A 21857-nucleotide genomic window follows, 5' to 3' on the forward strand; every position below is an offset into this window, starting at 1 on the left:
ATGTTTCCCCTTTTATCGTGAAGCGGTCAGAGCGGCGAGAAAACCCTCAACATCATCTGGACCACCAACAGAGATAGCACGCGCCCCCGAAGAAATTCGCTTTGCTAATCCTGTCAATACCTTACCTGTGCCAAGCTCAAAGAAGGCGTCAACGCCTTCTGCCGCCATGGCTACAACACTTTCGCGCCAACGCACGGTACCTGTGACTTGCGCCACCAGCGAATCACGAATATCGGCCGGGCTTGAAATGGGCGCCGCCAATACATTGGCAAACACGGGAACGAGTGGCTCCCGCACTTCAACATTTGCCAATGCCTCGCGCATGCGGTCCGCCGCAGGCTGCATCAATGGACAATGGAAAGGCGCAGACACTGGCAACAGAATCGCACGCTTTGCTCCACGCGCCTGTGCCAGTTCAATGGCGCGGTTGACCGCAGCCACATGCCCCGAAATAACGACCTGCCCTGGACCGTTGTCATTAGCAGCAGCGCATACATCTTTCTGCGCTGCTTCAGCCGCAATCGCTGCAGCGTCATCAAAATCAAGGCCAAGAAGCGCCGCCATAGCGCCCTCCCCAACAGGCACCGCCTGCTGCATAGCTTCACCGCGAATGCGCAATAGGCGCGCCGTATCAGCAACGCCGAGGCTGCGGGCGCTTGCCAGAGCGGAATATTCACCCAGTGAATGTCCTGCAACAAATGCCACATCCCGGGCAATATCGAGATCAGCCTCGCTCTCAAGCACCCGCACCACCGCAAGGCTCACGGCCATCAACGCTGGCTGGGTATTGACGGTGAGCGATAGGTCCTCAAGCGGCCCTTCCCACATCACACGGCTGAGATGCTGACCAAGTGCATCATCCACTTCGTCGAACACACGCTTCGCAACACTAAAATTTTCTGCAAGCGCTTTGCCCATGCCAAGCGCCTGACTGCCCTGCCCCGGAAAGGTCAACGCAATTGTCATTTTTTCCTCCGCAACCAATCCGTCTTATTAATTCCCAGCGATCGCAGCTGCGATCGCATCAAGTGCTTCCTGAGCCTTATCAGCATTAGGGCCGCCTGCCTGGGCGAGATCACGACGTCCTCCGCCACCCTTGCCGCCAAGCTTTTCTGCACCTATCCGCACCAGTGCAACCGCATCAAAACGATCGCTGACATCATCTGTGACACCGACCACTATGCCGGCCTTGCCATCCTCTGCAACGCCAATAATCGCAACAACGCCTGAGCCAACGCGCTTTTTCGCATCATCAGCAAGGCTCTTAAGGTCTTTTGTCTCAATGCCCGCTACAGCACGCGCCAGAAGGCGTGTTCCACCCACTTCCAGCACCGGCTCTTCAGCACCTGAATTGCCACCAAGAGCAAGCTTTTTACGCGTCTCGGTCAAATCGCGCTCCAACTTCCGGCGCTCCTCGATCAAAGCCTCCAGGCGCGGCCCCGTTTCATTGACTGGCGTACGGAGCAAATCAGCAAGTCCATGCAGCAACTGGCTTTCTTCAATCAAATGCCTTCTTGCAACTTCACCTGTCATGGCCTCAAGACGGCGCACACCCGATGCGACCGCCCCTTCGGAGACAATACGGATCAAACCGATATCGCCCGTACGCGCAACATGCGTACCGCCGCACAGTTCGACCGAAAATACCTTGCCGCCCGCTTCGGGACGCGTACCCATTGTGACGACACGAACCTCGTCACCGTATTTTTCACCAAACAGCGCCCTTGCACCAGTTTCAATCGCCTCATCGACCGCCATTAAACGCGTCTCGACCGGCTCATTACGCAGTACGAATTTGTTGGCCAAATCTTCGATCTGACGCAATTCATTGGCACTGATTGGTGTCGGATGGCTGAAATCAAAACGCAGACGATCAGGTGCAACCAGCGAGCCCTTTTGCGCTACGTGATCGCCCAGTATTTCGCGCAGTGCTTCATGCAAAAGGTGCGTGGCAGAATGGTTGGAACGAATAGCGCGATGGCGCTCATTGTCCACCACCAACTCAACCGCCGCACCAACCACCAGCTCACCCTCAACCATGCGGATGCGATGAATGAAGAGATCGCTAAGCTTTTTTGAAGTGCCAAGTACTTCAGCCTTGAGGCCTGGCGCAAGAATATGTCCCGTGTCCCCAACCTGACCGCCCGATTCACCATAGAATGGTGTCTGGTTGACAAGCAGTAGCCCCTCATCACCCGCTTTAAGCGATGTAACTTCATTGCCCTCGTGGATTAGCGCGGACACGACACCTTCTGCAGCCCCCACCTCGTAACCAAGGAATTCTGTCGCGCCCAAGCGATCCTTCAGCCCGAACCATAATGTCTCGGTAGCAGCTTCACCCGAACCAGACCATGCAGCGCGCGCAAGTTGGCGCTGGCGAGTCATCGCCGCATCAAACCCTTGCAAATCAACAGCAATGGAGCGCGGACGCAATGCATCCTGTGTCAGATCAAGCGGGAAGCCATAGGTGTCGTAGAGCGTAAACGCGACCTCACCCGAGAGCTGATCGCCCGCATTGAGATTGCTACTTTCGGAATCCAATATCGTCAGGCCGCGCTCCAGCGTCTTGCGGAACCGCTTTTCTTCCAGATGCAGCGTTTCAGTGATCAGCGATTCAGCGCGCACCAGTTCAGGATAGGCCTGCCCCATTTGCCGAACCAACGCGGGCACGAGCCGCCACATCAAAGGATCACGCGATCCAAGCAGCTGAGCATGGCGCATGGCACGGCGCATAATACGGCGCACAACATAACCGCGACCTTCGTTTGAAGGCAAAACGCCATCAGCAACCAGGAAGGCCGATGCACGCAAATGATCTGCAATAACGCGATGGCTGACTGACTGTGGACCATCAGGATCAACGCCTGTTGCATTGGCAACGGCTTCAATTAGCGCCCTCATCAGATCCGTGGCGTAGTTATCGTGCGTGCCCTGAAGAACAGCAGAAATACGCTCCAGCCCCATGCCAGTATCAATCGACGGACGTGGCAGCAGCAGACGCTGATCCGGTCCCGTCTGATCATATTGCATGAACACGAGATTCCAGATCTCGATGAAACGATCACCATCTTGATCAGGGCTACCAGGAGGACCACCGGCTATATGATCGCCATGATCGTAGAAAATTTCAGAGCAAGGACCGCAAGGCCCGGTATCGCCCATTGTCCAGAAGTTGTCTGATGTGGGGATGCGGATGATCTTGTCGTCCGACAAGCCCGCAATCTTCTTCCACAACATCGCTGCTTCATCGTCTTCGGAGAAAACTGTTACAAGAAGCTTCTTCTCAGGCAGGCCATACTCTTTCGTGATGAGCTTCCACGCAAGTTCAATAGCGTTTTCCTTGAAGTAATCTCCAAAGGAAAAATTGCCGAGCATTTCAAAGAAGGTGTGGTGGCGAGCCGTGTAGCCTACATTATCCAGATCATTGTGCTTGCCACCTGCACGCACGCACTTCTGAGCACTGACAGCACGCGAGTAAGGACGCTTTTCAACGCCAGTAAACACGTTCTTGAACGGAACCATGCCAGCGTTGGTGAACATCAGCGTGGGATCATTGCGCGGCACGAGCGGGCTTGACGCCACGATCTCATGACCATTGGCCGCGAAATAATTCAAAAATGTGGACCGGATCTCGTTAACGCCGCTCATTTAGTCCTACCTGCACCATGCTGGCTTGCGCGCGATCCGCGCTCGCCTCCTGTCAATTTTGACTTCAAGCGTTTGCGTCAATCTACGTAGCTGCCAAAAACGCCCTGACAGACGCCATTCGATCATCAACCGGATGGCTCTCCAAACGCTCCTTCTAAATGGATTTCATCCATCTGAAAATCACGAAATTACAGGATTGTCATTTTACAGCATTCAAAATGGACCATTGTGACGCGGATTTACGCCATCCGCGCACAATTCAGGCCTGCAAAAATGCCATCAAGCGTCGCTTAAGCTTCACCTTCATCCGTGTCTTCAGCCATCGGATCAATATTCTCAAGAATGCGATCTGCAAGAATGGATGAGTTCTGGCGGATTGCAGCCTCAATACGATCGGCGATTTCGGGGTTGCTCCTGAGGAACTGCTTGGAGTTCTCACGCCCTTGCCCTAACCGCTGGCTATCATATGAGAACCATGCGCCCGACTTGTCCACGATGCCGCCCTTGACACCAAGATCAAGCAATTCGCCAAGCTTCGATATGCCTTCGCCATACATGATGTCGAATTCAACCTGCTTGAAAGGCGGCGCAACCTTGTTTTTAACAACCTTGACGCGCGTCGTGTTGCCAATAACCTCTTCCCGATCCTTAATCGCAGTAGAACGACGGATATCAAGGCGCACGGATGCATAGAATTTCAAGGCATTCCCGCCCGTCGTGACCTCAGGCGAACCATAGACCACGCCGATCTTCATGCGGATCTGGTTGATGAAAATCACCATTGTATTGGAACGAGAGATCGAGCCGGTGAGCTTGCGTAGAGCCTGACTCATCAGGCGAGCCTGCAGACCTGGCTGCACATCGCCCATTTCGCCTTCGATTTCAGCGCGCGGCGTCAATGCCGCAACCGAATCAACGACAAGCACGTCAATGGCGCCGGAACGCACAAGTGTGTCGCAAATTTCGAGGGCTTGCTCACCCGTGTCAGGCTGCGAAATCAGCAGATCATCAAGGTTTACGCCAAGCTTGCGCGCATAGACTGGATCAAGCGCATGTTCCGCGTCGATAAACGCACAAGTGCCGCCACGCTTCTGCGCCTCAGCAATCGTGTGCAATGTCAGCGTTGTCTTACCCGATGATTCGGGGCCAAAAATCTCGATCACACGTCCACGCGGCAAACCACCTACGCCCAGCGCAATATCGAGGCCCAGCGAACCCGTCGACACAGTATCAATTTCGACCTGCCCCTGCCCCTTGCCAAGCCGCATAATCGAACCCTTGCCAAATGCACGTTCAATCTGGCTCAAAGCGGCGTCGAGCGCCTTTGTCTTATCCATGGAACTACCTTCTACGAGTCGCAAACCGGCCTGAGACATTTTGGAACATCCTTATGGTAGGCTGCTTATTATTTCAATGCATCCTTTATCGGCCCCAATGTACATAATTTGTTCCGACTCGCAAGTTCTTTTTATGTTCCTTTTAAAGTTTTCAAAAGCTATTGCATCATTCTGTGTAAGTTTAAGATTTCTGCGGATAGTAAGGGTGTGATCCATTAGGAAACTTGTCCTTTGATTAACTTACCCCAACGCAGAAAAGAGCAAAGCTGTGATTCCCATGCCTTGCAAATCACTCTTTTCCGTATGACCTACTCAGAGCTCCGCTGATGATTCTGCACTTTGTTCGGCATGGGTAATCAAGGCCTCAACCTGCGCCACAACCCTTGCAGCTAAGGCTTCGGGATCAGGGCCTGCGGCATCAAGGTGAATTTCAGGACGCAGGGGTGGCTCGTATTGCTGTCCGATGCCGGTGAAGGCAAGGATTTTGCCCTCTTTCGCTTGCGCATAAAGGCCCTTGGGATCGCGTTCGGCACAGAGTTCAGCCGAGGCATCCACAAAAATCTCCACAAACTCATCAGACGCAAAGCGCTCACGCACGCGGTCCCGATCCGCACGGAAGGGGGAAACGAAGGCGCACAGCACAATCAGCCCCGCATCGGCCATAAGCCGCGCGACTTCGCCGACACGCCGAATGTTCTCTGTGCGAGCAGACGCATCAAAGCCCAAATCAGCGTTCAGGCCCTGCCGCAAGGCGTCACCATCAAGCGTCATGGTATGACGACCCAGCGCGTGCAATTTCGCTTCCACGAGATTGGCGATGGTTGACTTGCCTGATCCCGGCAAGCCCGTGAACCACAACACAAGCGGGCGCTGATGCTTGATGTCGGCACGAGCGGCGCGGTCTACATCAAAGCCATGGCGATGAACGTTCGTTGCGCCAAGCGCTTCAATCGCCATCCCTGCAGCGGCTGTCGCATGGGTAAAGCGATCAATTAGAATGAATGCGCCTGTCTGATGATTTTCAACGTAGGGATCGAATGCGATCGGCACCAGCGTTTCGATCTCCACAAGCCCAATAGCGTTAAGGCCAAGCGAGACCACCGGTTTTTGCACCAGCGTTTCGATGTCAAGATAATGGCGGATAACGCGCACCGTTGCCGGCACAGTTCTAGTGCCTATTTTCAGGTTATACGAGCGCCCCGGCAGCAACATCTCATCCGCCATCCAGACAAGACGCGCGGTGAAACGTGTCGCGACAACCGGGCGATGACGGGCATCTGTAAAGACCTCACCGCGTGGTGCGTCGATCTCATCGGCCAGAACAAGCGTTATCGCATCACCCGCTTGTGCCTGTGGTAAATCACCATCAAAGGTGACGATGCGTGCAACTGTACTGCGCTTGCCGGAGCCTGCAGCCACAACCGTATCGCCCACCTTTATGCGCCCATCTGCGACCGTGCCCGAAAAACCGCGAAAATCAAGATTTGGCCGATTGACCCATTGGACCGGAAAGCGGAATGGACCTTCATCGCCACTCTCACTCACATCAATGGTCTCAAGGTGGCCCAGCAGCGTTGGGCCGGAGTACCAGGGCGTGGATGCACTCGGTGTTACGATATTGTCGCCGAAGCGCGCAGACAGCGGGATGGCTTCAATCGTGCTGAAACCCAGCTCCTTTGCGAAGGCATGATAATCGGCAACAATAGCATCAAACGTTGCCTGATCGAATCCGACAAGGTCGATCTTATTCACCGCCAGCACCACGTGGCGGATGCCTAGCAGCGATGCAATGATGCTGTGTCGTCGTGTTTGTGTCAGCAGGCCCTTACGTGCATCGATCAGCAAAATAGCCAAATCGGCATTCGAGGCACCAGTTGCCATATTACGCGTGTATTGTTCATGACCAGGCGTGTCCGCAACGATGAACGAACGGCGCGACGTCGCGAAATAGCGATAGGCAACATCAATCGTGATGCCCTGTTCGCGCTCAGCCTCAAGGCCATCGACCAATAAGGCGAAGTCGATATCATCGCCGGTTGTGCCAACGCGTCTGGAGTCATCCGTCAGGGCGACGAGCTGATCATCGAGAACAGCGCTGGTCTCGTAGAGTAAGCGCCCGATCAACGTGGATTTCCCATCATCGACAGAGCCACACGTGAGAAAACGCAATAGCCCGCGCGTGGCAATATTTGCTGCGGAGGAGTTTGCCGCGAAGAGTGCGGTGGTCATCAGAAATACCCCTCGCGTTTTTTGCGCTCCATCGACGCGCCGCCATCATTATCAATCACCCGCCCTTGCCGCTCGGAAACCGAAGAGGTTTCGAGTTCTGCGATGATATCTTCCAGCGTTTCAGCATCAGAGGGAATAGCCCCCGTCAATGGATAGCAACCCAGCGTACGAAAGCGAACTTTGCGCAGTTGCGGCTTCTCACCGAATCTGAGCGGAAAGCGCTCATCATCAACCATGATAAGCGCCCCATCGCGCTCAACCACCGGCCGCTCTGCCGCGAAATAGAGTGGCACCACGGGAATGTTTTCTGCCGCAATGTATTGCCAGATGTCCTTCTCAGTCCAGTTTGACAACGGAAAGACGCGCATGGATTCTCCCTTGGCGATCTGCGTGTTATACAGATGCCAGAGTTCCGGGCGCTGATTGCGCGGGTCCCAAGCGTGAGTTGCGGTGCGGTGAGAAAACACGCGCTCCTTCGCCCGGCTTTTTTCCTCATCACGACGCGCACCTCCGAAGGCTGCATCGTAGCCGCCTGCATCGAGCGCCTGCTTTAGAGCTTCAGTTTTCATCACCTGCGTATGCACGGCAGAGCCTGATACAAACGGGCTAATACCGCGCCGCACGCCCTCTTCATTCACATGCACAAGCAGTGACCATCTGTAACGCTCGGCAATTGCATCACGAAACGTGATCATCTCGCGGAACTTCCAGGTGGTATCGACGTGCAACAGCGGGAAGGGCGGCCTGGATGGAAAGAAGGCCTTGCGCGCCAAATGCAGCATTACCGCCGAATCCTTGCCGATGGAATACAGCATCACAGGCTTGCGAAACTCAGCCGCCACCTCACGCATGATATGAATGGACTGCGCCTCCAGCCACGCGAGATGCGGGGATAGACGTCTCCCGACAATCGCATTTGGAGAAGAAACCTCTCCCGTGACTTGTTCTGTTGAGAGCATGCGAGACACCTGAAAGCTTATACAAACTAAAGATAGCGAGGCACTATGCATCAAACCCAAAAATGGACACTGTTTTCTGGATAAATTTGATGCACAAACAAAGATATAGCGCGTCTCAGCTGCATCAGATTTATCGAGAAACGCTCTATGCGTCGCCCTGGGTGACGCGCAGCCTGCGGCGGAAACCGCTGGGTGCTTCCTCTTGGCCCTCTAGCGAGGCAGGCTGATAATGCTCGTGCACAAACACGATAGCGCCTGAGAGCAGCGCCTCAATCGTTCCCGCATGGGTAACATCCAGCGCATCAAAACCACAGCGATGCAGGAAGCTAACCTGATCCCGCAACACATTACCCTGCGCCCGAAGCTCGCCGCGATACCCAAGCCGGTCGCGCAGAATGCGGGCCGTTGAGTACGCACGACCATCGACATATTTGGGAATATCAAGCACGATCAATGCAAAGCGGTGCACGTCCTGCTCCAGCCCGTCGAGCACCTCGCCCGATTGCAGCAACAGGCCTATGGGCGCCTCTCGTGTGGCCAGGTCATCCTTCTCGGCCAGATAACGCGCCTTGCCGACAATGATATGCCCCTGCCTTGGCAATGGTGCATCTTCTGCGGCGAGTTGCCATTCGTCCTCGACCAGCGCGCCCTTTTTGAACAGAGCCATCAGGCACTCCTTTTGGTAACATGCGTGGGCGTGAGGTGGATGCCACATTCTGTCTTTGCTTGCCCACGCCACCGCCCTGCCCGCGCATCTTCGCCCTCTGCAACAGGCGAGGTGCAGGGTGCGCAGCCGATGGAGGGATATCCTTGGGCAACCAGCGGATGTCGCGGCAAATCATGCGCACGCAAATACGCTACAAGCTCTCCTGCCCCCCACTTGGCGAGCGGCGAAATCTTGATGTGGGTACTGTCTGCCTCAAACACCGGAAGCACCTCACGCGTCGCCGCCTGAAAACGCTTGCGACCGGTAATCCATGCTGAAAACGGCAGCAACGCCTTAGCCAGGGGCTCAACCTTGCGCAGATGGCAGCAACGATCAGGATCCATGCTGAATAACGCGCCATAGGGATCGGCCGCCTCCATAGTATCCGTATCGGGGCCGACGCTGCGCACGTCTTTCAGCCCAAGGCGGTCAATCAGCTTATTGCGATATTGCAAGGTTTCGGGAAACAACCGTCCTGTATCGATAAATACAACCGGAATGGCCGGATCGAGGCGGGATGCCATATGCAATAGCACGGCCGATTCAGCCCCGAAGCTCGAAACCAGCGCAATTTCCTGCGCAAACAGTTCCGTTATCGCCAACTGCAACACGGTCTCTGCCGACAGATGACCATAAGCGTCATTCAGCGCAGAAGACTCATGCGGCAACGGGATCTGCGCCATAAAGGGCCTCCTTGAACGGTGCCTCACCAACACGGCGGAAGAACGCCAGAAATGGCTCATCTGCACTTTCGCGTTGTGCGACATAGGTGTTCACGATTGTCTCGATGGCATCAACGACATCATCGGTCGAAAACCCGCGCCCAACGATCCCGCCGATTGAGCAACTATCATCACCCGATCCACCCAGTGTGATCTGATAAAACTCTTCGCCCTTCCGATCGACACCCAGAATGCCAATGTGCGCGACATGATGATGACCACAAGCATTGATGCAGCCTGAGATCTTGATCTTCAAATCACCGATTTCATGCTGCCGTGCGATATCCTCAAACCGCTCGCTGATACGCTGCGCCAAAGGGATAGAGCGTGCATTCGCCAGCGAGCAATAGTCGAGGCCAGGACAACACATGATATCCGTGATCAGCCCGGCATTGCCCGTGCCCACGCCCGCTTTTTGCAGGGCCGCAAAAACGGCCGGCAAATCATCTAGCTTCACATGCGGCAATACGAGGTTTTGCTCGTGGCTGACACGTAGTTCATCAAAAGAATAGCGCTCGGCAATGTCGGCAATAGCGTCCATCTGCTCGGCGGTGGCATCACCCGGCACAGCGCCTGTCGCCTTCAGCGAAATGGTGACGATGCCATAGCCCGCCGCTTTATGCGGCTCGACATTGTGCGCCACAAAATCGGCAAGCTGCGCATCGATAAGTCGGGCGCGTTCCAGCACCTCTGAGCGCTCCGGCAATGTCTCAAAATTGGGCACGGCGAAGTAAGCGCTGATGGCCTCGATTTCATCGCCTGGAAGTGTGAGATCGCCCCGGCGCTTGATATCCTCGTATTCCTCTTCAATCTGTCGCCGCACGACATCAAGACCCGCCTCGTGCAGCATGATTTTCGCGCGTGCCTTGTATTTATTATCGCGTCGCCCGAACTGGTTGTAGACGCGCAGAATGGCCTCGCAATAGCTGAGCAACTCGCCTTCCGGCAGAAAATCGCGCACTTTTTTGCCAATCATTGGCGTGCGCCCCAATCCACCACCGACATAAACAGTAAATCCGCGTTCGCCCGCTTCATTGCTCACAATCTGCAGGCCGATATCATGCACCTGAATGGCAGCTCGATCATGCGTGGCACCGTTCACTGCAATCTTGAACTTGCGCGGCAGATAGGTGAACTCAGGATGCAGCGATGACCATTGCCGCAGAATTTCCGCATAGACACGCGGATCCGCTATTTCATCGCGCGCGGCGGCAGAGAAATGATCGGCTGAGACATTGCGGATGCAATTGCCCGAAGTCTGGATGGCGTGCAGCTCAACCTCGGCAAGGTCGGCGAGAATGTCCGGCACATCCTCCAGCCTGATCCAGTTGAACTGGATGTTCTGACGCGTGGTGAAGTGGCCATAGCCCTTGTCATACCGGCGCGCCACATGAGCAAGGCCGCGCAGCTTGGCGCTGCTCAGCGTGCCGTATGGAATGGCCACCCGCAGCATATAGGCATGCAATTGAAGATATACACCATTCATCAGACGCAGCGGGCGGAACTCTTCTTCGGTCAGCTCACCACTCAAACGACGACGCACCTGATCGCGGAACTCGTCGACGCGGCCAGTCACAAAACGATGGTCGAATTCATCATAACGATACATCGCAAAATCCCGTATGCTTCAGGCGGTTGAAACGGACGCAGCACGCGCCAGAATGATGGAGGTGCTTGCCGTTGGCCCACCAGCCGCGCGAATGGCCTCGCGCAGGACGAGCGGCGTGATGACCGCGCCCTCAACCCGGACATTCACAAGGTATGGCCCCACAACGAGATTGCGCGCTTCATCCGCAACGCCCGCTGCGTTGAGTGTTTCAGCGGCCTCGGCATCATCGACGACCTGCGCATCATTGATATGCGTGGACCAATCGCCACTCGCAGACCGGAATACAACCAGCCCGGAATGCAGCGCATTGGCAGTCAATACCTGCGGAATGGAGGCTTTAGCATCGCGCTTCATGAAATTACTCCGCCGCCACAAGCGTAGGACTGGTTATCTGCTGCGGGACGATGGGGGCAGCCGCATCGAAATCACCTGCGGCCACGGCCTCACCCACCAGGATCAACACCGGACCTGTCACATCATCACGTTGAGCCAGCGCCGGAAGATCAGCGAGCGCACCAATCAACGCGCGGCTATCCTTGCGGCCTGCATTCTCGATTGCGGCAACAGGCGTTGATGGTGAAACACCATGGGCGACAAGTCGTTCATAAGTTTGCGCCGCAACAGTGCGCCCCATGTACACGCCGATTGTGCCGCCTGCGCGTGCCACTTCCGGCCACCCATTCGGCTCCGCCCCATCGGCCCCGTGGCCAGTAGCAAATACTACGGAGGACGAAACACCCCGCAATGTCAGCGGCACGGCATAATCCGCCGCCGCCGCCAGCGCAGCTGTCACGCCGGGCACGATTGTGTAGCGTACACCTGCATTTCGTAACGCCGCAATCTCTTCCCCGCCGCGCCCAAAAACCAGCGGATCGCCTGCTTTCAAACGCGCAACATGGCGGCCTTCCTGAGCCAGTTTTACCAGCAGATCATTGATTTCACTTTGAGTTGCAGAATGCTTGCCCTTGGCCTTGCCAACAGAAATGCGCAACGCATCCCGACGCCCCATCGACACCACGGCTTCAGGCACCAGCTGATCATGCACAATCACATCCGCTTGCTGCAGCAGGCGTTGTGCGCGCAATGTCAGGAGATCCTCGGCACCCGGCCCCGCGCCGATCAGCCAGACAACGCCGTCATTCTTATCGATATCAAACTGCGAGAGATCCGCCAGCACGTGTTGGCGCGCACCCTCTATATCGCCCGCCAACGCCAGCTCTGCGCCTCGCCCATCAAACAACGATGACCAAAACCGGCGACGGCTCGCATTGGTGGGGAGAGCAGCACTTACATTATCACGCACCACACGCGCCAATTCGCCAAGACGCCCAAATTCTGGCGCCAGCAAAGCCTCAATCGCTGCCCTCACACGCTGCGCCAGCACCGGCGCAAAACCATCTGTGGCAATGGCAATCGAAATTGGCGCCCGATCAACAATGGCAGGGATTGCAAAATCGCACAGCTCAATACGGTCCACGACATTGACCGGCACACCGCTCTCGAGGCCAAGCCTGGCCAGCGCGATGTCGCGCTCCTCATCGCCCGTCGCCACGAAAAACAGTGCCGCACCTTTGATATCTTCAAGCAAAGGTTCGCGATCATACCACGCCAGCTCATGCTCATCGATAAGTGCAGCAAGCGCAGGGGAGACTTGCGCTGCATACACAGCTGGTCTGCCCTCAGTGCGCAGTAACAGCCGAAGCTTGGCAAGCGCCTCTTCCCCGCCTCCCGCGAGGATCAGCGCACGACCGGCGACATCATATGAAACCGGGAAAAATCGCAAACGAGCCACAGCTTGATCGCCACCCTGTGATAACGCTTTCACATCTCTGATGAAATTTCGCCCAAAGCCACATCAGGCCGTGAATGCAATGACATGATATCGATGCGCATTGACTGCGCAAATTGCACAGTAAAAGTCGCAAATTCCGACAAATCACATTAGCACATGAGTTTTGATTTAAAAATACATAATAATTTTGTATTAATTAATAACCCAAAAAGTATATAATTTTAGTGTAAAAAAGGCCGCTTGAGGTTTTCAAGCAGCCCTTTAAATTAATCACTATGCTCAGTCGCTCTCAGAGCCCGGCGCGAGCTTTACCCGCAAACCATTGATTTCCGGCGAAACCAGTATCTGGCAGGAAAGCCGCGAGTTGCGCTCCACCATCGGAGCTTCATCAAGCTTGTCGATTTCCTCGTCGGTTGCAGGCTGTATTGCCTCCACCCACTCCTCATCAACATAGACATGGCAAGTCGCGCATGCGCATGCACCGCCGCATTCCGCTTTGATATCCAGGCCCCAATCGCGGATGACTTCCATCACCCGCCAACCTTCTATGGCCGCAAGCGTGTGCTCGACACCTTCCCGATCGATGACACGGATCATCAAATCTTCCTGTGGCGCAGCCGCCGCGTTTCCAGAACTCATTCCACTCTCCACAACCGTACGCCGCCACCGCGCGCCGGATTACGCTGATTTGCCGCGCTAGATAGCATCTTTTTAGCAATCAAGGTGCAGTTTTCTGCGCCTCGAAAGAAGCCCTACCTTGCACCAGATGCATATATCGTCATGGAGCGGAAAAAAGACGTGCCTTTTTCAGCACCAATCCAACGCGATCATTTACCGCTGGCGAGAATTCTGAGGGCACATCCACCTCGATCAAGGTATCCGATAAAGCCACACGCACCTCCGCCCGCCGGCCGCTCACCGTGCGTCGCAGCGATACGATAATTCCCGGAATTCCGACCTCTGGACCCGTCAAGAAAACCTCGTTTGGCCGCAGGAAGAGATCAGCGCGCCCATCCTCAGCACCCGATGCATCGACATCCAACCGATCGCCCGCCAACCAGACGCCGCGCTCCCTGACATCAACCGGTAACGAAACCGTATCGCCAAGGAACGACAGCACAAAAGGCGATGCCGGATTTTCGTAGATATCATCCGGCGTGCCGACCTGCTCTATCCTGCCATTGTTGAGGATGGCCACGCGGTCGGCCAGTTCAAGCGCTTCGTCCTGATCGTGCGTTACGAAAACTGTCGTGTGGCCGGTGCGATCGTGAATGTCGCGCAGCCAACGACGCAAATCCTTGCGCACCTTGGCATCGAGCGCACCAAAAGGTTCATCGAGAAGCAACACGCGGGGTTCCACAGCCAGCGCCCGCGCCAATGCAACCCGTTGGCGCTGGCCACCCGAAAGCTGTGCCGGGTACCGGCCGCCAAGGTCTGAGAGCTGCACCAAATCGATAAGATCCGCGACCCGCTGTTTGATTATGGCAGAGGATGGCCGTTCAGCACGCGGGCGCACATTCAGCCCATAGGCAATATTGTCCGCGACACTCAGATGTTTGAATAACGCGTAGTGCTGGAACACGAAACCAACACGGCGCTGCTGTACCGTCAGATGCGTTGCGTCTTCCGCACCGAAAAACACATTGCCCGCTGTCGCAAACTCAAGGCCTGCGATGATCCGTAACAGCGTGGTTTTGCCAGATCCCGATGGCCCCAACAGTGCCACGAGTTCACCTGGCTGGATGGCCAGATCAACACCCCGCAGCGCCCTTGCCCCATTGGCGGCAGTCGTGCCCTCGAAATACTTTTCGATGCCACTCACACGGATACCAACGGCACCTGTCGCGATGCCGGGCGCTTTAGTGCCCACCGCGCCCTGCAAAGGATTCTGCAAAGCGCCATTCAAGGATGGACTTGGCAGCGAGCGTGACGAGGGCGAGGAGGGCAAGGAGCGAAGCGACCGCAAATGCGGCTGAGATGTTGTATTCATTGTACAGGATCTCGATGTGAAGCGGCATGGTGTTTGTCACGCCGCGAATATGGCCGGAAACAACAGCGACAGCACCAAACTCGCCCATAGCCCGCGCATTGCACAGCAGCACGCCGTACAACAGGCCCCAGCGGATATTTGGCAATGTTACCGTACGAAAAACGGTGAAACCCGAGGCCCCTAACGACAGAGCAGCTTCTTCATCGGTATTTCCTTGTTCCTGCATCAGGGGAATGAGTTCGCGTGCGACAAAGGGAAACGTCACGAACATTGTGGCGATAACGATGCCCGGCAAGGCAAAGATGATGCTGATGTTATGTTCGCGCAGAAACGGCCCCAGATACCCCTGGGCGCCAAACAACAGCACGAAGATAAGCCCGGACACCACAGGCGAAACCGAAAACGGCAAATCGATCAGCGTGATTAGAAAGCTCTTGCCGGGGAACTTGAATTTCGCAATTGCCCATGATGCCGCAACACCAAAAACAAGGTTGAGTGGCACCGCAATGGCTGCAACAAGAAGGGTGAGGCGTATTGCTGCTTGCGCATCAGGTTCAGCGAAGGCGGCCAGATAAATGTCGAAGCCACGCTTGAACGCCTCAATAAACACCGTAACAAGCGGCAGCAGCAGAAAGAGCGCCAGGAATAGCAACGCCACTCCAATTGCGATGCGCTGCGCCACACGGCTTTCAGTCGTAACGGCACGGGCTGGCGCTTGATGTTTGATCTCAGACATAGCCAAACCTCTTGCGGCTCCAAGCCTGTATGAGATTGATCAGGAGCAATACCGAGAATGAGATCACCAGCATGATCGTCGCGATGGCCGTCGCACCTGTGTAGTCAAACTCTTCGAGCTTGATCACAATCAGCAGCGGCGCAATTTCGGATACGTAGGGCAGATTTCCGGCGATAAAGATCACCGATCCATATTCACCAACCGCGCGCGCAAAAGCCAAGGCCAAGCCCGTCAGGATGGCTGGGATGAGTGGCGGCACCAGCACCCGCCAGATCGTTTGGCCGCGATGCGCACCCAGCGTCGCGGATGCCTCTTCCAGTTCACGGTCGATTTCCGCAATCAACGGCTGCACCGTGCGTACCGTAAACGGGATGCTCACGAACACCATCGCAATGAAGATACCGATTGGTGTATAAGCGATCTTGATGCCGTAAGATGCAAACAAACTGCCGATAAAGCCATTCTGCGCATAAAGCGCTGAAAGTGCTATGCCCGCAACGGCAGTGGGCAGGGCAAAGGGCAAATCGACCATTGCATCAACCAATCGCCGCCCCGGAAACTGATAACGTGTCAAAACCCAGGCGATCAGAAAACCAAAAGCCGCCGAAACGACTGCCGCCAGAAATGACACGCCAAAGCTAAGCTTCAATGCGGCCATGACACGGGTATCCGTCGCCACCGCCCAGAACCCTGCAAAGCCGATGCCAGAAGCGCGTAGTATCAAACCACCCAATGGAATGAGTACGATGATACTCAGATAAACAAGCGTAAAGCCAAACGCGATACCGAAGCCCGGTATCACGCTTTGCTGTCGGAAGCGGGGAAGAAACGCCCGCCCTGCTGTCGCGGTTGCTGTCATGTTGCAACGCACTTTCGACTAAGTGAGAAGTGGTATCCGCCGCGCACAGAAACAATGCTTAAGTTGCATCACAGTTCCCGGAAGATCACGGCGGCATTACAGAACGTCCAGCGCTCTAACTTATGTCTGCTCAAGTTTATTTCTGCGCGATATTCTTGCTGATCTCATCGAAGACCGCGTTTTCGCCAAAGAACCGCTTCTGAATGGTTGCCCAATCACCAAACTTGTCTTCGGCGCGGAATAACTTCAGCTCCTTGAATTCAGGCGCGCTTCCTTTCGCTACTGTCTCAGGCCGTGAGGGACGGTAGGAATGTTGGGCAATCACGGTCTGAGCTTCAGGCGTATAAAGGAAGTTCAGATAAGCCTCAGCCGCTTTGCGTGTGCCCTTTTTGTCGACATTGCCAACCACCAGCGCCACGGGTGGCTCAGCATTGATTGAGAGCTTGGGCACAACCACATCAAATTTATCTCGACCAAACTCTGAAAGAATAAGCTGCGCTTCATTCTCCCAGGCAGGCAACACATCACCCAAATCGTGCCGCGCAAAGCTGATGGTTGAGCCACGTGCGCCCGGATCGAGCACGGGAACGTTTTTATAAATCTGCGTCACGAATTCCCGCGCCTTGGCATCATCTCCGCCCTGATCAAGCACGTATCCCCATGCTGCGAGAAAATTCCAACGCCCACCGGCTGATGTCTTGGGATTTGGCGTGATCACCTTCACATCTGGACGAGCAAGATCATTCCAGTCGTTGATGTTCTTCGGATTATCCTTGCGCACAACAAACACAACGGTCGATGTATAAGGCAGTGCATTATTAGGCAGCTTTTCACGCCAATCCTTAGGGATCAGGCTGGTCTCGCGCGCAATCAGATCGATGTCTGAAGGAATGCCAAGTGTCACCACATCAGCTTCAAGGCCTTCAATAACCTTATTGGCTTGCCCACCTGAACCACCATGCGAAACGCGCACAATGATGTCCTCACCCGTTTGCTTCTTCCATTCAGCCTGAAATAACTTATTGATTTGCCGATAAAGCTCACGGGTAGGATCGTATGAGACATTGAGCAGCGTTGTCTGAGCCTGCGCAGGCATTGTCGTCATGACACCTGCTAATGCTATTGTAGTTGCAGCAGCGCATGCAAAGAGCCCTCTGAGATACCCTCGTCGCGATATAAATGCGTGTCTGGAAAACATAACGGCCATCTCCATCCAAATGATGAGCCATTATTGTCGACATATTCGATAAATTCAATAGTCTTTTTGTAGAATTTATTAATTAACATTTTCTGGAAGTAATTTAATGCTCGCCTTGCAACTGACGTCCCTAGATTAGAATTACTCAAGATATTGGCGTGCATACATAATCAGATTATACGCTATAAAAATATATAAATTCTATGTAATATATATATTGTTGACATTGCGGCAAAAGTAAGCCATACAGAAGGTGCTCGCTGATTTGCAGCCAATTCCTGCAAGTCACGGGCCGCGGTGATTTGAAAGCACAGCTTGCGCCGCGATACCAAACGCTAAAGCGGCACGAGTGAGTTCGTGGGCTCATTGCGTGCACGGGTTTCTGGAATAACCGTCGATAAGGCGGAAAATCTGTGCTCCAACAGCAGGAGAGGCACCATGGCACTTTCTTGGATAATCAAGAACACTGCTAAAAAAATGATCATTAGGGATAAAAACGCTGCAAAATCAATGGCACATCACCTTCAAAACACCTCCCGTCATGCGGCCGTCATGAACGTATGTTTTGCGTCAACAGCGTGTTTCGTCTGTTCGCGATAGTTGCGTTCCATTTGGCCCTGAATTTGCATGAAGAGACCGGCAACAACCGGTGGGAGCTGACATGTTTGACAACTACCTGATAGAAGTTTCTGGCAAGCCCGCAGGCATCATTGCGCGGGATACCCATGGCTTTCGTTTCCATGCGTCGGAAAACGCATTTAACGACTTGAATGGCCACATCTTCCCAGATCCACAAACCGCTGAACGTGCTGCCCGCAAGCTGCTCGCAAAGCGTCGCGGTACGGGCATTATGAAAGATGCTCATGATGAAGACGATTACATGACGGCTTGATGCATAGCGTTGCCTATGCCGCATCGTTTTCGTGCTGAATGCCTAGCATTTGAGCAAACCATCATAATTCATGAATACATAGCCGGGCGACAATCGTTGCCCGGCGTTAAGCGATGCCGAAAGATGGCATCAGCAACACAGCTTATATGCACCTCTTACATGATGACCTCTTGCCAGCAGCCTGTGCATGGGACATGACGAAGCATGAGCATCGTCGATTCCCCCAATAGCCCGCACAACGCCGTAGCTTCATCGGCCACGCCTTCCGCTATGGTGCGCCTGATCGGCATCACCAAGCGCTTTCCTGCACGCCGCGATGGTAAAGCGATTGAGGCCCTCTCAGGTATTGATCTTGAAGTACAAGCGGGTTCCGTGCTTGGCGTCATCGGGCGCAGTGGCGCTGGCAAATCAACCTTGATCCGACTTGTGAACGGGCTTGAAACACCATCTAGCGGTCAATTGATTGTGGATGGCGTTGATGTCGCGCGATTATCAGAGCGCAAATTACGCGACGTGCGCCGCAACATCGGCATGGTTTTCCAACATTTTAATTTGCTCTCTTCGCGTACGGTTTTTGATAACATCGCGCTACCGCTCGAAATTTCCGGCGCACCAAAGCACAGCATTCGTGAACAGGTTGAGCGTCTCATCGCACTTGTGGGGCTTGAGGATAAACGCGATCGTTACCCGGCTGAGCTCTCCGGCGGACAAAAACAGCGGGTGGGCATTGCGCGCGCGCTTGCGACCAACCCAAAGGTGCTTCTCTCCGATGAAGCCACCTCCGCATTAGACCCCGAAACTACGCAATCCATTTTATCGCTACTCTCCACAATCAATCGTGAGCTAGGCGTCACCATCCTGCTGATCACGCATGAGATGTCGGTGATCCGGGCAATCGCGCAGGATATGGCGGTGCTTGATGGCGGGCGCATTGTCGAGCAAGGCAATGTTTTCGACGTCTTCACCCGTCCCCAGCACCCGACAACACGTGCATTCCTTGCAGCAGAGACGGGGCGCGCGCTGCCGCCCTTCGTCGCAAGCCACCTCCATCATGAACCGGCTCCCGGCTTTGAAACGGTGGTGCGCATCATTTTCCGTGGGCCGTTTGCGACGCACCCCATCCTATCGCAAATCTCGCGTGAGCTTGGTATTGATGTCAACATACTGGGCGGCACCATCGATGCCATTGGCGAGCGACCCTTTGGGGTGATGATCGTCGGCATCCCTGGCACGCCGGATATTGTGGCTAAAGTGATTGAATTCCTGACAACACGTGATCTCGATACGGAGGTTTTAGGCTATGTGGCTTCCCGCGATCTCGTTTGATGTGCTGCGCCTGATCGGCAATGCCACCTGGGATACACTCTACATGGTAATGCTCTCGTCATTCTTTGGCGGGCTGATAGGCATTCCATTGGGCATTTATCTCGCGACAAGCCAGCGTGGTGAGCTTTTTGCAAGTCCATGGGCAAACACCGTGATCGGCGCAATCGCCAATGCTCTGCGCTCAACCCCCTTCATTATTCTCGCCGTATCGATCATTCCGTTTACGCGATTGATTGCTGGTACATCAATTGGCTCAACGGCTGCCATAGTACCTTTAACGATGGCAGCCTTCCCCTTCATCGCACGCCTCGTGGAAAGTGCGGTGCGGGAGGTTGATCAAGGGCTAGTCGAAGCTGCACGGGCAATGGGTGCCACTCCCATGCAAATCGTGCGCAAGGTGCTGGTGCCGGAGGCGCTTCCGGGCATTATTCTTGGGTTGACGCTCGCTGTGGTCAGTCTGATTGGTTACTCTGCCATTGTCGGCGTGGTTGGCGGCGGCGGCCTTGGCGATCTGGGCATTCGCTATGGTTATCAGCGCTTCATGCCGGAAGTAATGCTGATTGTCGTCGTCGTACTGATTGTGCTGGTGCAGGCGGTACAGAGCGTCGGCGATATTCTGGCGCGGCGTGTAAACAAGCGGATAAGACACAGCTAAGCTTTTTCGCGCTTATACCTCATAAGAATGGTTTTATATTGCACCTCCTTCCTCTAGAAGGGGGTGTTTTCATTTAGTCGCACATCCGGCGACTATTATTTTAGGTGTGAGCTGTGGCGTTGCGTATCAAAACGGTGGTTGCGACCATTAAGAAACTTGGGTCATCCATTGTCGAATGCATCATGGTAGGCGCCATACGCGGCTTTTTCGGCTTTCTGCGCTTGCTTGGTCCAAACCGTGCCAGTGACTGGGGGGGGGCAGTAGCGCGCACCATCGGGCCATGGCTGCCAGTTCATCGCATTGCACTCGCTAATATCCGCGCGGCTTATCCTGAGGCTGATGAGGCGCGCGTTAAGAAAATCGCGCTCGGCGCCTGGGAAAATCTTGGCCGCACGGGCGCTGAGTACGCCCATCTCGATACGCTGTTCGATTATGATTATGACGACCCCAAGCCAGATTCACGCACCGAAGTCGCGGGTATCGAACACTTCATAGCTTTGCGCGACGACAATCGTCCTGGAATCATTTTCTCAGCGCATTTGGGCAACTGGGAGCTTCCAGCGATCTGCGCCAGCAAGTATGGTCTTGATACAACAGCAATTTTTCGCGCCCCAAATGACCCCGCCGTTGCCCGTGCTGTACATGAAGTGCGATCGCGGACCATGGGTAATCTGCAAGCCGCACGTCAGGGGGCCGCTTTCGTGATGTCAAATGTGCTGGAAAACGGTGGCCATCTCGGCATGCTGATTGACCAGCACTTTACCCGCGGCGTAACAGTGCCCTTTTTCAACCGCCCTGCCCTGACCAATCCAATCCTTGGCAAATTCGCGAAGCGTTTTGACTGTCCGGTACATGGTGTGCGCGTTATCCGGCTTCCCGGTCATCGTTTTCGTCTTGAATTAACCCCACCCCTCGATCTTCCACGGGATGCGGATGGGCAAATCGACCCTGCTGCCGCCATGGCGGCGATGACTGCAGTGGTAGAAGGCTGGGTGCGTGAGCATCCTGAACAATGGCTATGGATGCACCGGCGTTGGCGCGTACCGGCAAACGTTAAGTCGCCGTCACCCTAAAGTGATTTTCTTTCCGGTGCCTGTTGCTGTTCATTAGTGGCTGAGCGATCTGAAAGCTGGATGAATCGCAGGCGGCCCCCTTATGCTTGAGGGGAAAGCTTACGTACAATTTGAAAATCGGATCAA

19 protein-coding genes are annotated in these 21857 nt (G+C 54.8%); 4 read left to right on the forward strand and 15 right to left on the reverse strand.

Features of this window, described 5'->3' with window-relative positions; translation table 11 throughout:
• Positions 1-12: 12 nt before the first annotated feature.
• The 15 genes from fabD to VRZ32_RS08900 all read right to left on the reverse strand — a co-directional run bounded on the left by fabD (position 13) and on the right by VRZ32_RS08900 (position 17785).
• Positions 13-966 (reverse strand): ACP S-malonyltransferase, encoded by a 954-nt coding sequence (gene fabD / locus VRZ32_RS08830; protein WP_414525374.1) that lies wholly within the window; start codon positions 964-966, stop codon positions 13-15.
• Positions 967-993: 27 nt separating this feature from the next.
• Positions 994-3648: an alanine--tRNA ligase gene (gene alaS / locus VRZ32_RS08835; protein WP_414525375.1), complete on the reverse strand. Its 2655-nt coding sequence runs from the start codon at positions 3646-3648 to the stop codon at positions 994-996.
• Between the two features lie 290 nt (positions 3649-3938).
• Positions 3939-5024: a recombinase RecA gene (recA, locus tag VRZ32_RS08840; protein ID WP_414525376.1), complete on the reverse strand. Its 1086-nt coding sequence runs from the start codon at positions 5022-5024 to the stop codon at positions 3939-3941.
• Between the two features lie 273 nt (positions 5025-5297).
• Positions 5298-7214 carry a sulfate adenylyltransferase subunit CysN gene (gene cysN, locus VRZ32_RS08845; RefSeq protein WP_414525377.1) on the reverse strand — a complete coding sequence of 639 codons (1917 nt, stop codon included), beginning with the start codon at positions 7212-7214 and terminating at the stop codon, positions 5298-5300.
• Entirely contained in the window at positions 7214-8065 is an 852-nt protein-coding gene (gene cysD, locus VRZ32_RS08850) for a sulfate adenylyltransferase subunit CysD (protein WP_414526177.1), read from the reverse strand. Before cysD ends, cysN begins: the two co-directional genes overlap by 1 nt.
• 253 nt (positions 8066-8318) lie before the next feature.
• Positions 8319-8840 (reverse strand): DUF934 domain-containing protein, encoded by a 522-nt coding sequence (locus VRZ32_RS08855; protein WP_414525378.1) that lies wholly within the window; start codon positions 8838-8840, stop codon positions 8319-8321.
• Positions 8840-9562 carry a phosphoadenylyl-sulfate reductase gene (locus tag VRZ32_RS08860; RefSeq protein ID WP_414525379.1) on the reverse strand — a complete coding sequence of 241 codons (723 nt, stop codon included), beginning with the start codon at positions 9560-9562 and terminating at the stop codon, positions 8840-8842. Before VRZ32_RS08860 ends, VRZ32_RS08855 begins: the two co-directional genes overlap by 1 nt.
• Positions 9537-11210, reverse strand: coding sequence for a nitrite/sulfite reductase (locus VRZ32_RS08865; protein WP_414525380.1), 1674 nt, complete (start codon positions 11208-11210; stop codon positions 9537-9539). Before VRZ32_RS08865 ends, VRZ32_RS08860 begins: the two co-directional genes overlap by 26 nt.
• 18 nt (positions 11211-11228) lie before the next feature.
• Entirely contained in the window at positions 11229-11564 is a 336-nt protein-coding gene (locus VRZ32_RS08870) for a DUF2849 domain-containing protein (RefSeq protein WP_414525381.1), read from the reverse strand.
• A gap of 4 nt (positions 11565-11568) precedes the next feature.
• Complete coding sequence (gene cysG / locus VRZ32_RS08875) at positions 11569-13002, reverse strand: siroheme synthase CysG (protein ID WP_414525382.1); 1434 nt, start codon at positions 13000-13002, stop codon at positions 11569-11571.
• 279 nt (positions 13003-13281) lie between these two features.
• Complete coding sequence (locus tag VRZ32_RS08880) at positions 13282-13641, reverse strand: 2Fe-2S iron-sulfur cluster-binding protein (RefSeq protein WP_414525383.1); 360 nt, start codon at positions 13639-13641, stop codon at positions 13282-13284.
• Between the two features lie 139 nt (positions 13642-13780).
• Positions 13781-14872 (reverse strand): sulfate/molybdate ABC transporter ATP-binding protein, encoded by a 1092-nt coding sequence (locus tag VRZ32_RS08885; protein ID WP_414525384.1) that lies wholly within the window; start codon positions 14870-14872, stop codon positions 13781-13783.
• Positions 14862-15728, reverse strand: a complete 867-nt coding sequence (gene cysW, locus VRZ32_RS08890) for a sulfate ABC transporter permease subunit CysW (protein WP_414525385.1) — start codon at positions 15726-15728, stop codon at positions 14862-14864. The genes VRZ32_RS08885 and cysW overlap by 11 nt, the downstream gene beginning before the upstream one ends.
• Positions 15721-16587 (reverse strand): sulfate ABC transporter permease subunit CysT, encoded by an 867-nt coding sequence (cysT, locus tag VRZ32_RS08895; protein WP_414525386.1) that lies wholly within the window; start codon positions 16585-16587, stop codon positions 15721-15723. Before cysT ends, cysW begins: the two co-directional genes overlap by 8 nt.
• Positions 16588-16723: 136 nt before the next feature.
• Entirely contained in the window at positions 16724-17785 is a 1062-nt protein-coding gene (locus VRZ32_RS08900; RefSeq protein ID WP_414525387.1) for a sulfate ABC transporter substrate-binding protein, read from the reverse strand.
• Between the two features lie 661 nt (positions 17786-18446).
• Between VRZ32_RS08900 and VRZ32_RS08905 the strand changes: the two genes are divergently transcribed.
• The 4 genes from VRZ32_RS08905 (at position 18447) to VRZ32_RS08920 (ending at position 21731) form a co-directional block, all read left to right on the forward strand.
• Complete coding sequence (locus tag VRZ32_RS08905) at positions 18447-18677, forward strand: hypothetical protein (protein ID WP_414525388.1); 231 nt, start codon at positions 18447-18449, stop codon at positions 18675-18677.
• 204 nt (positions 18678-18881) lie between these two features.
• Positions 18882-20003: a methionine ABC transporter ATP-binding protein gene (locus VRZ32_RS08910; RefSeq protein WP_414525389.1), complete on the forward strand. Its 1122-nt coding sequence runs from the start codon at positions 18882-18884 to the stop codon at positions 20001-20003.
• Positions 19993-20658: a methionine ABC transporter permease gene (locus VRZ32_RS08915; protein WP_414526178.1), complete on the forward strand. Its 666-nt coding sequence runs from the start codon at positions 19993-19995 to the stop codon at positions 20656-20658. The genes VRZ32_RS08910 and VRZ32_RS08915 overlap by 11 nt, the downstream gene beginning before the upstream one ends.
• Before the next feature lie 134 nt (positions 20659-20792).
• Positions 20793-21731, forward strand: coding sequence for a lipid A biosynthesis lauroyl acyltransferase (locus tag VRZ32_RS08920; RefSeq protein WP_414526179.1), 939 nt, complete (start codon positions 20793-20795; stop codon positions 21729-21731).
• Positions 21732-21857: the final 126 nt, after the last annotated feature.

The organism is Pseudochelatococcus sp. G4_1912 (assembly GCF_047501465.1).
Lineage (GTDB): Bacteria > Pseudomonadota > Alphaproteobacteria > Rhizobiales > Beijerinckiaceae > Pseudochelatococcus.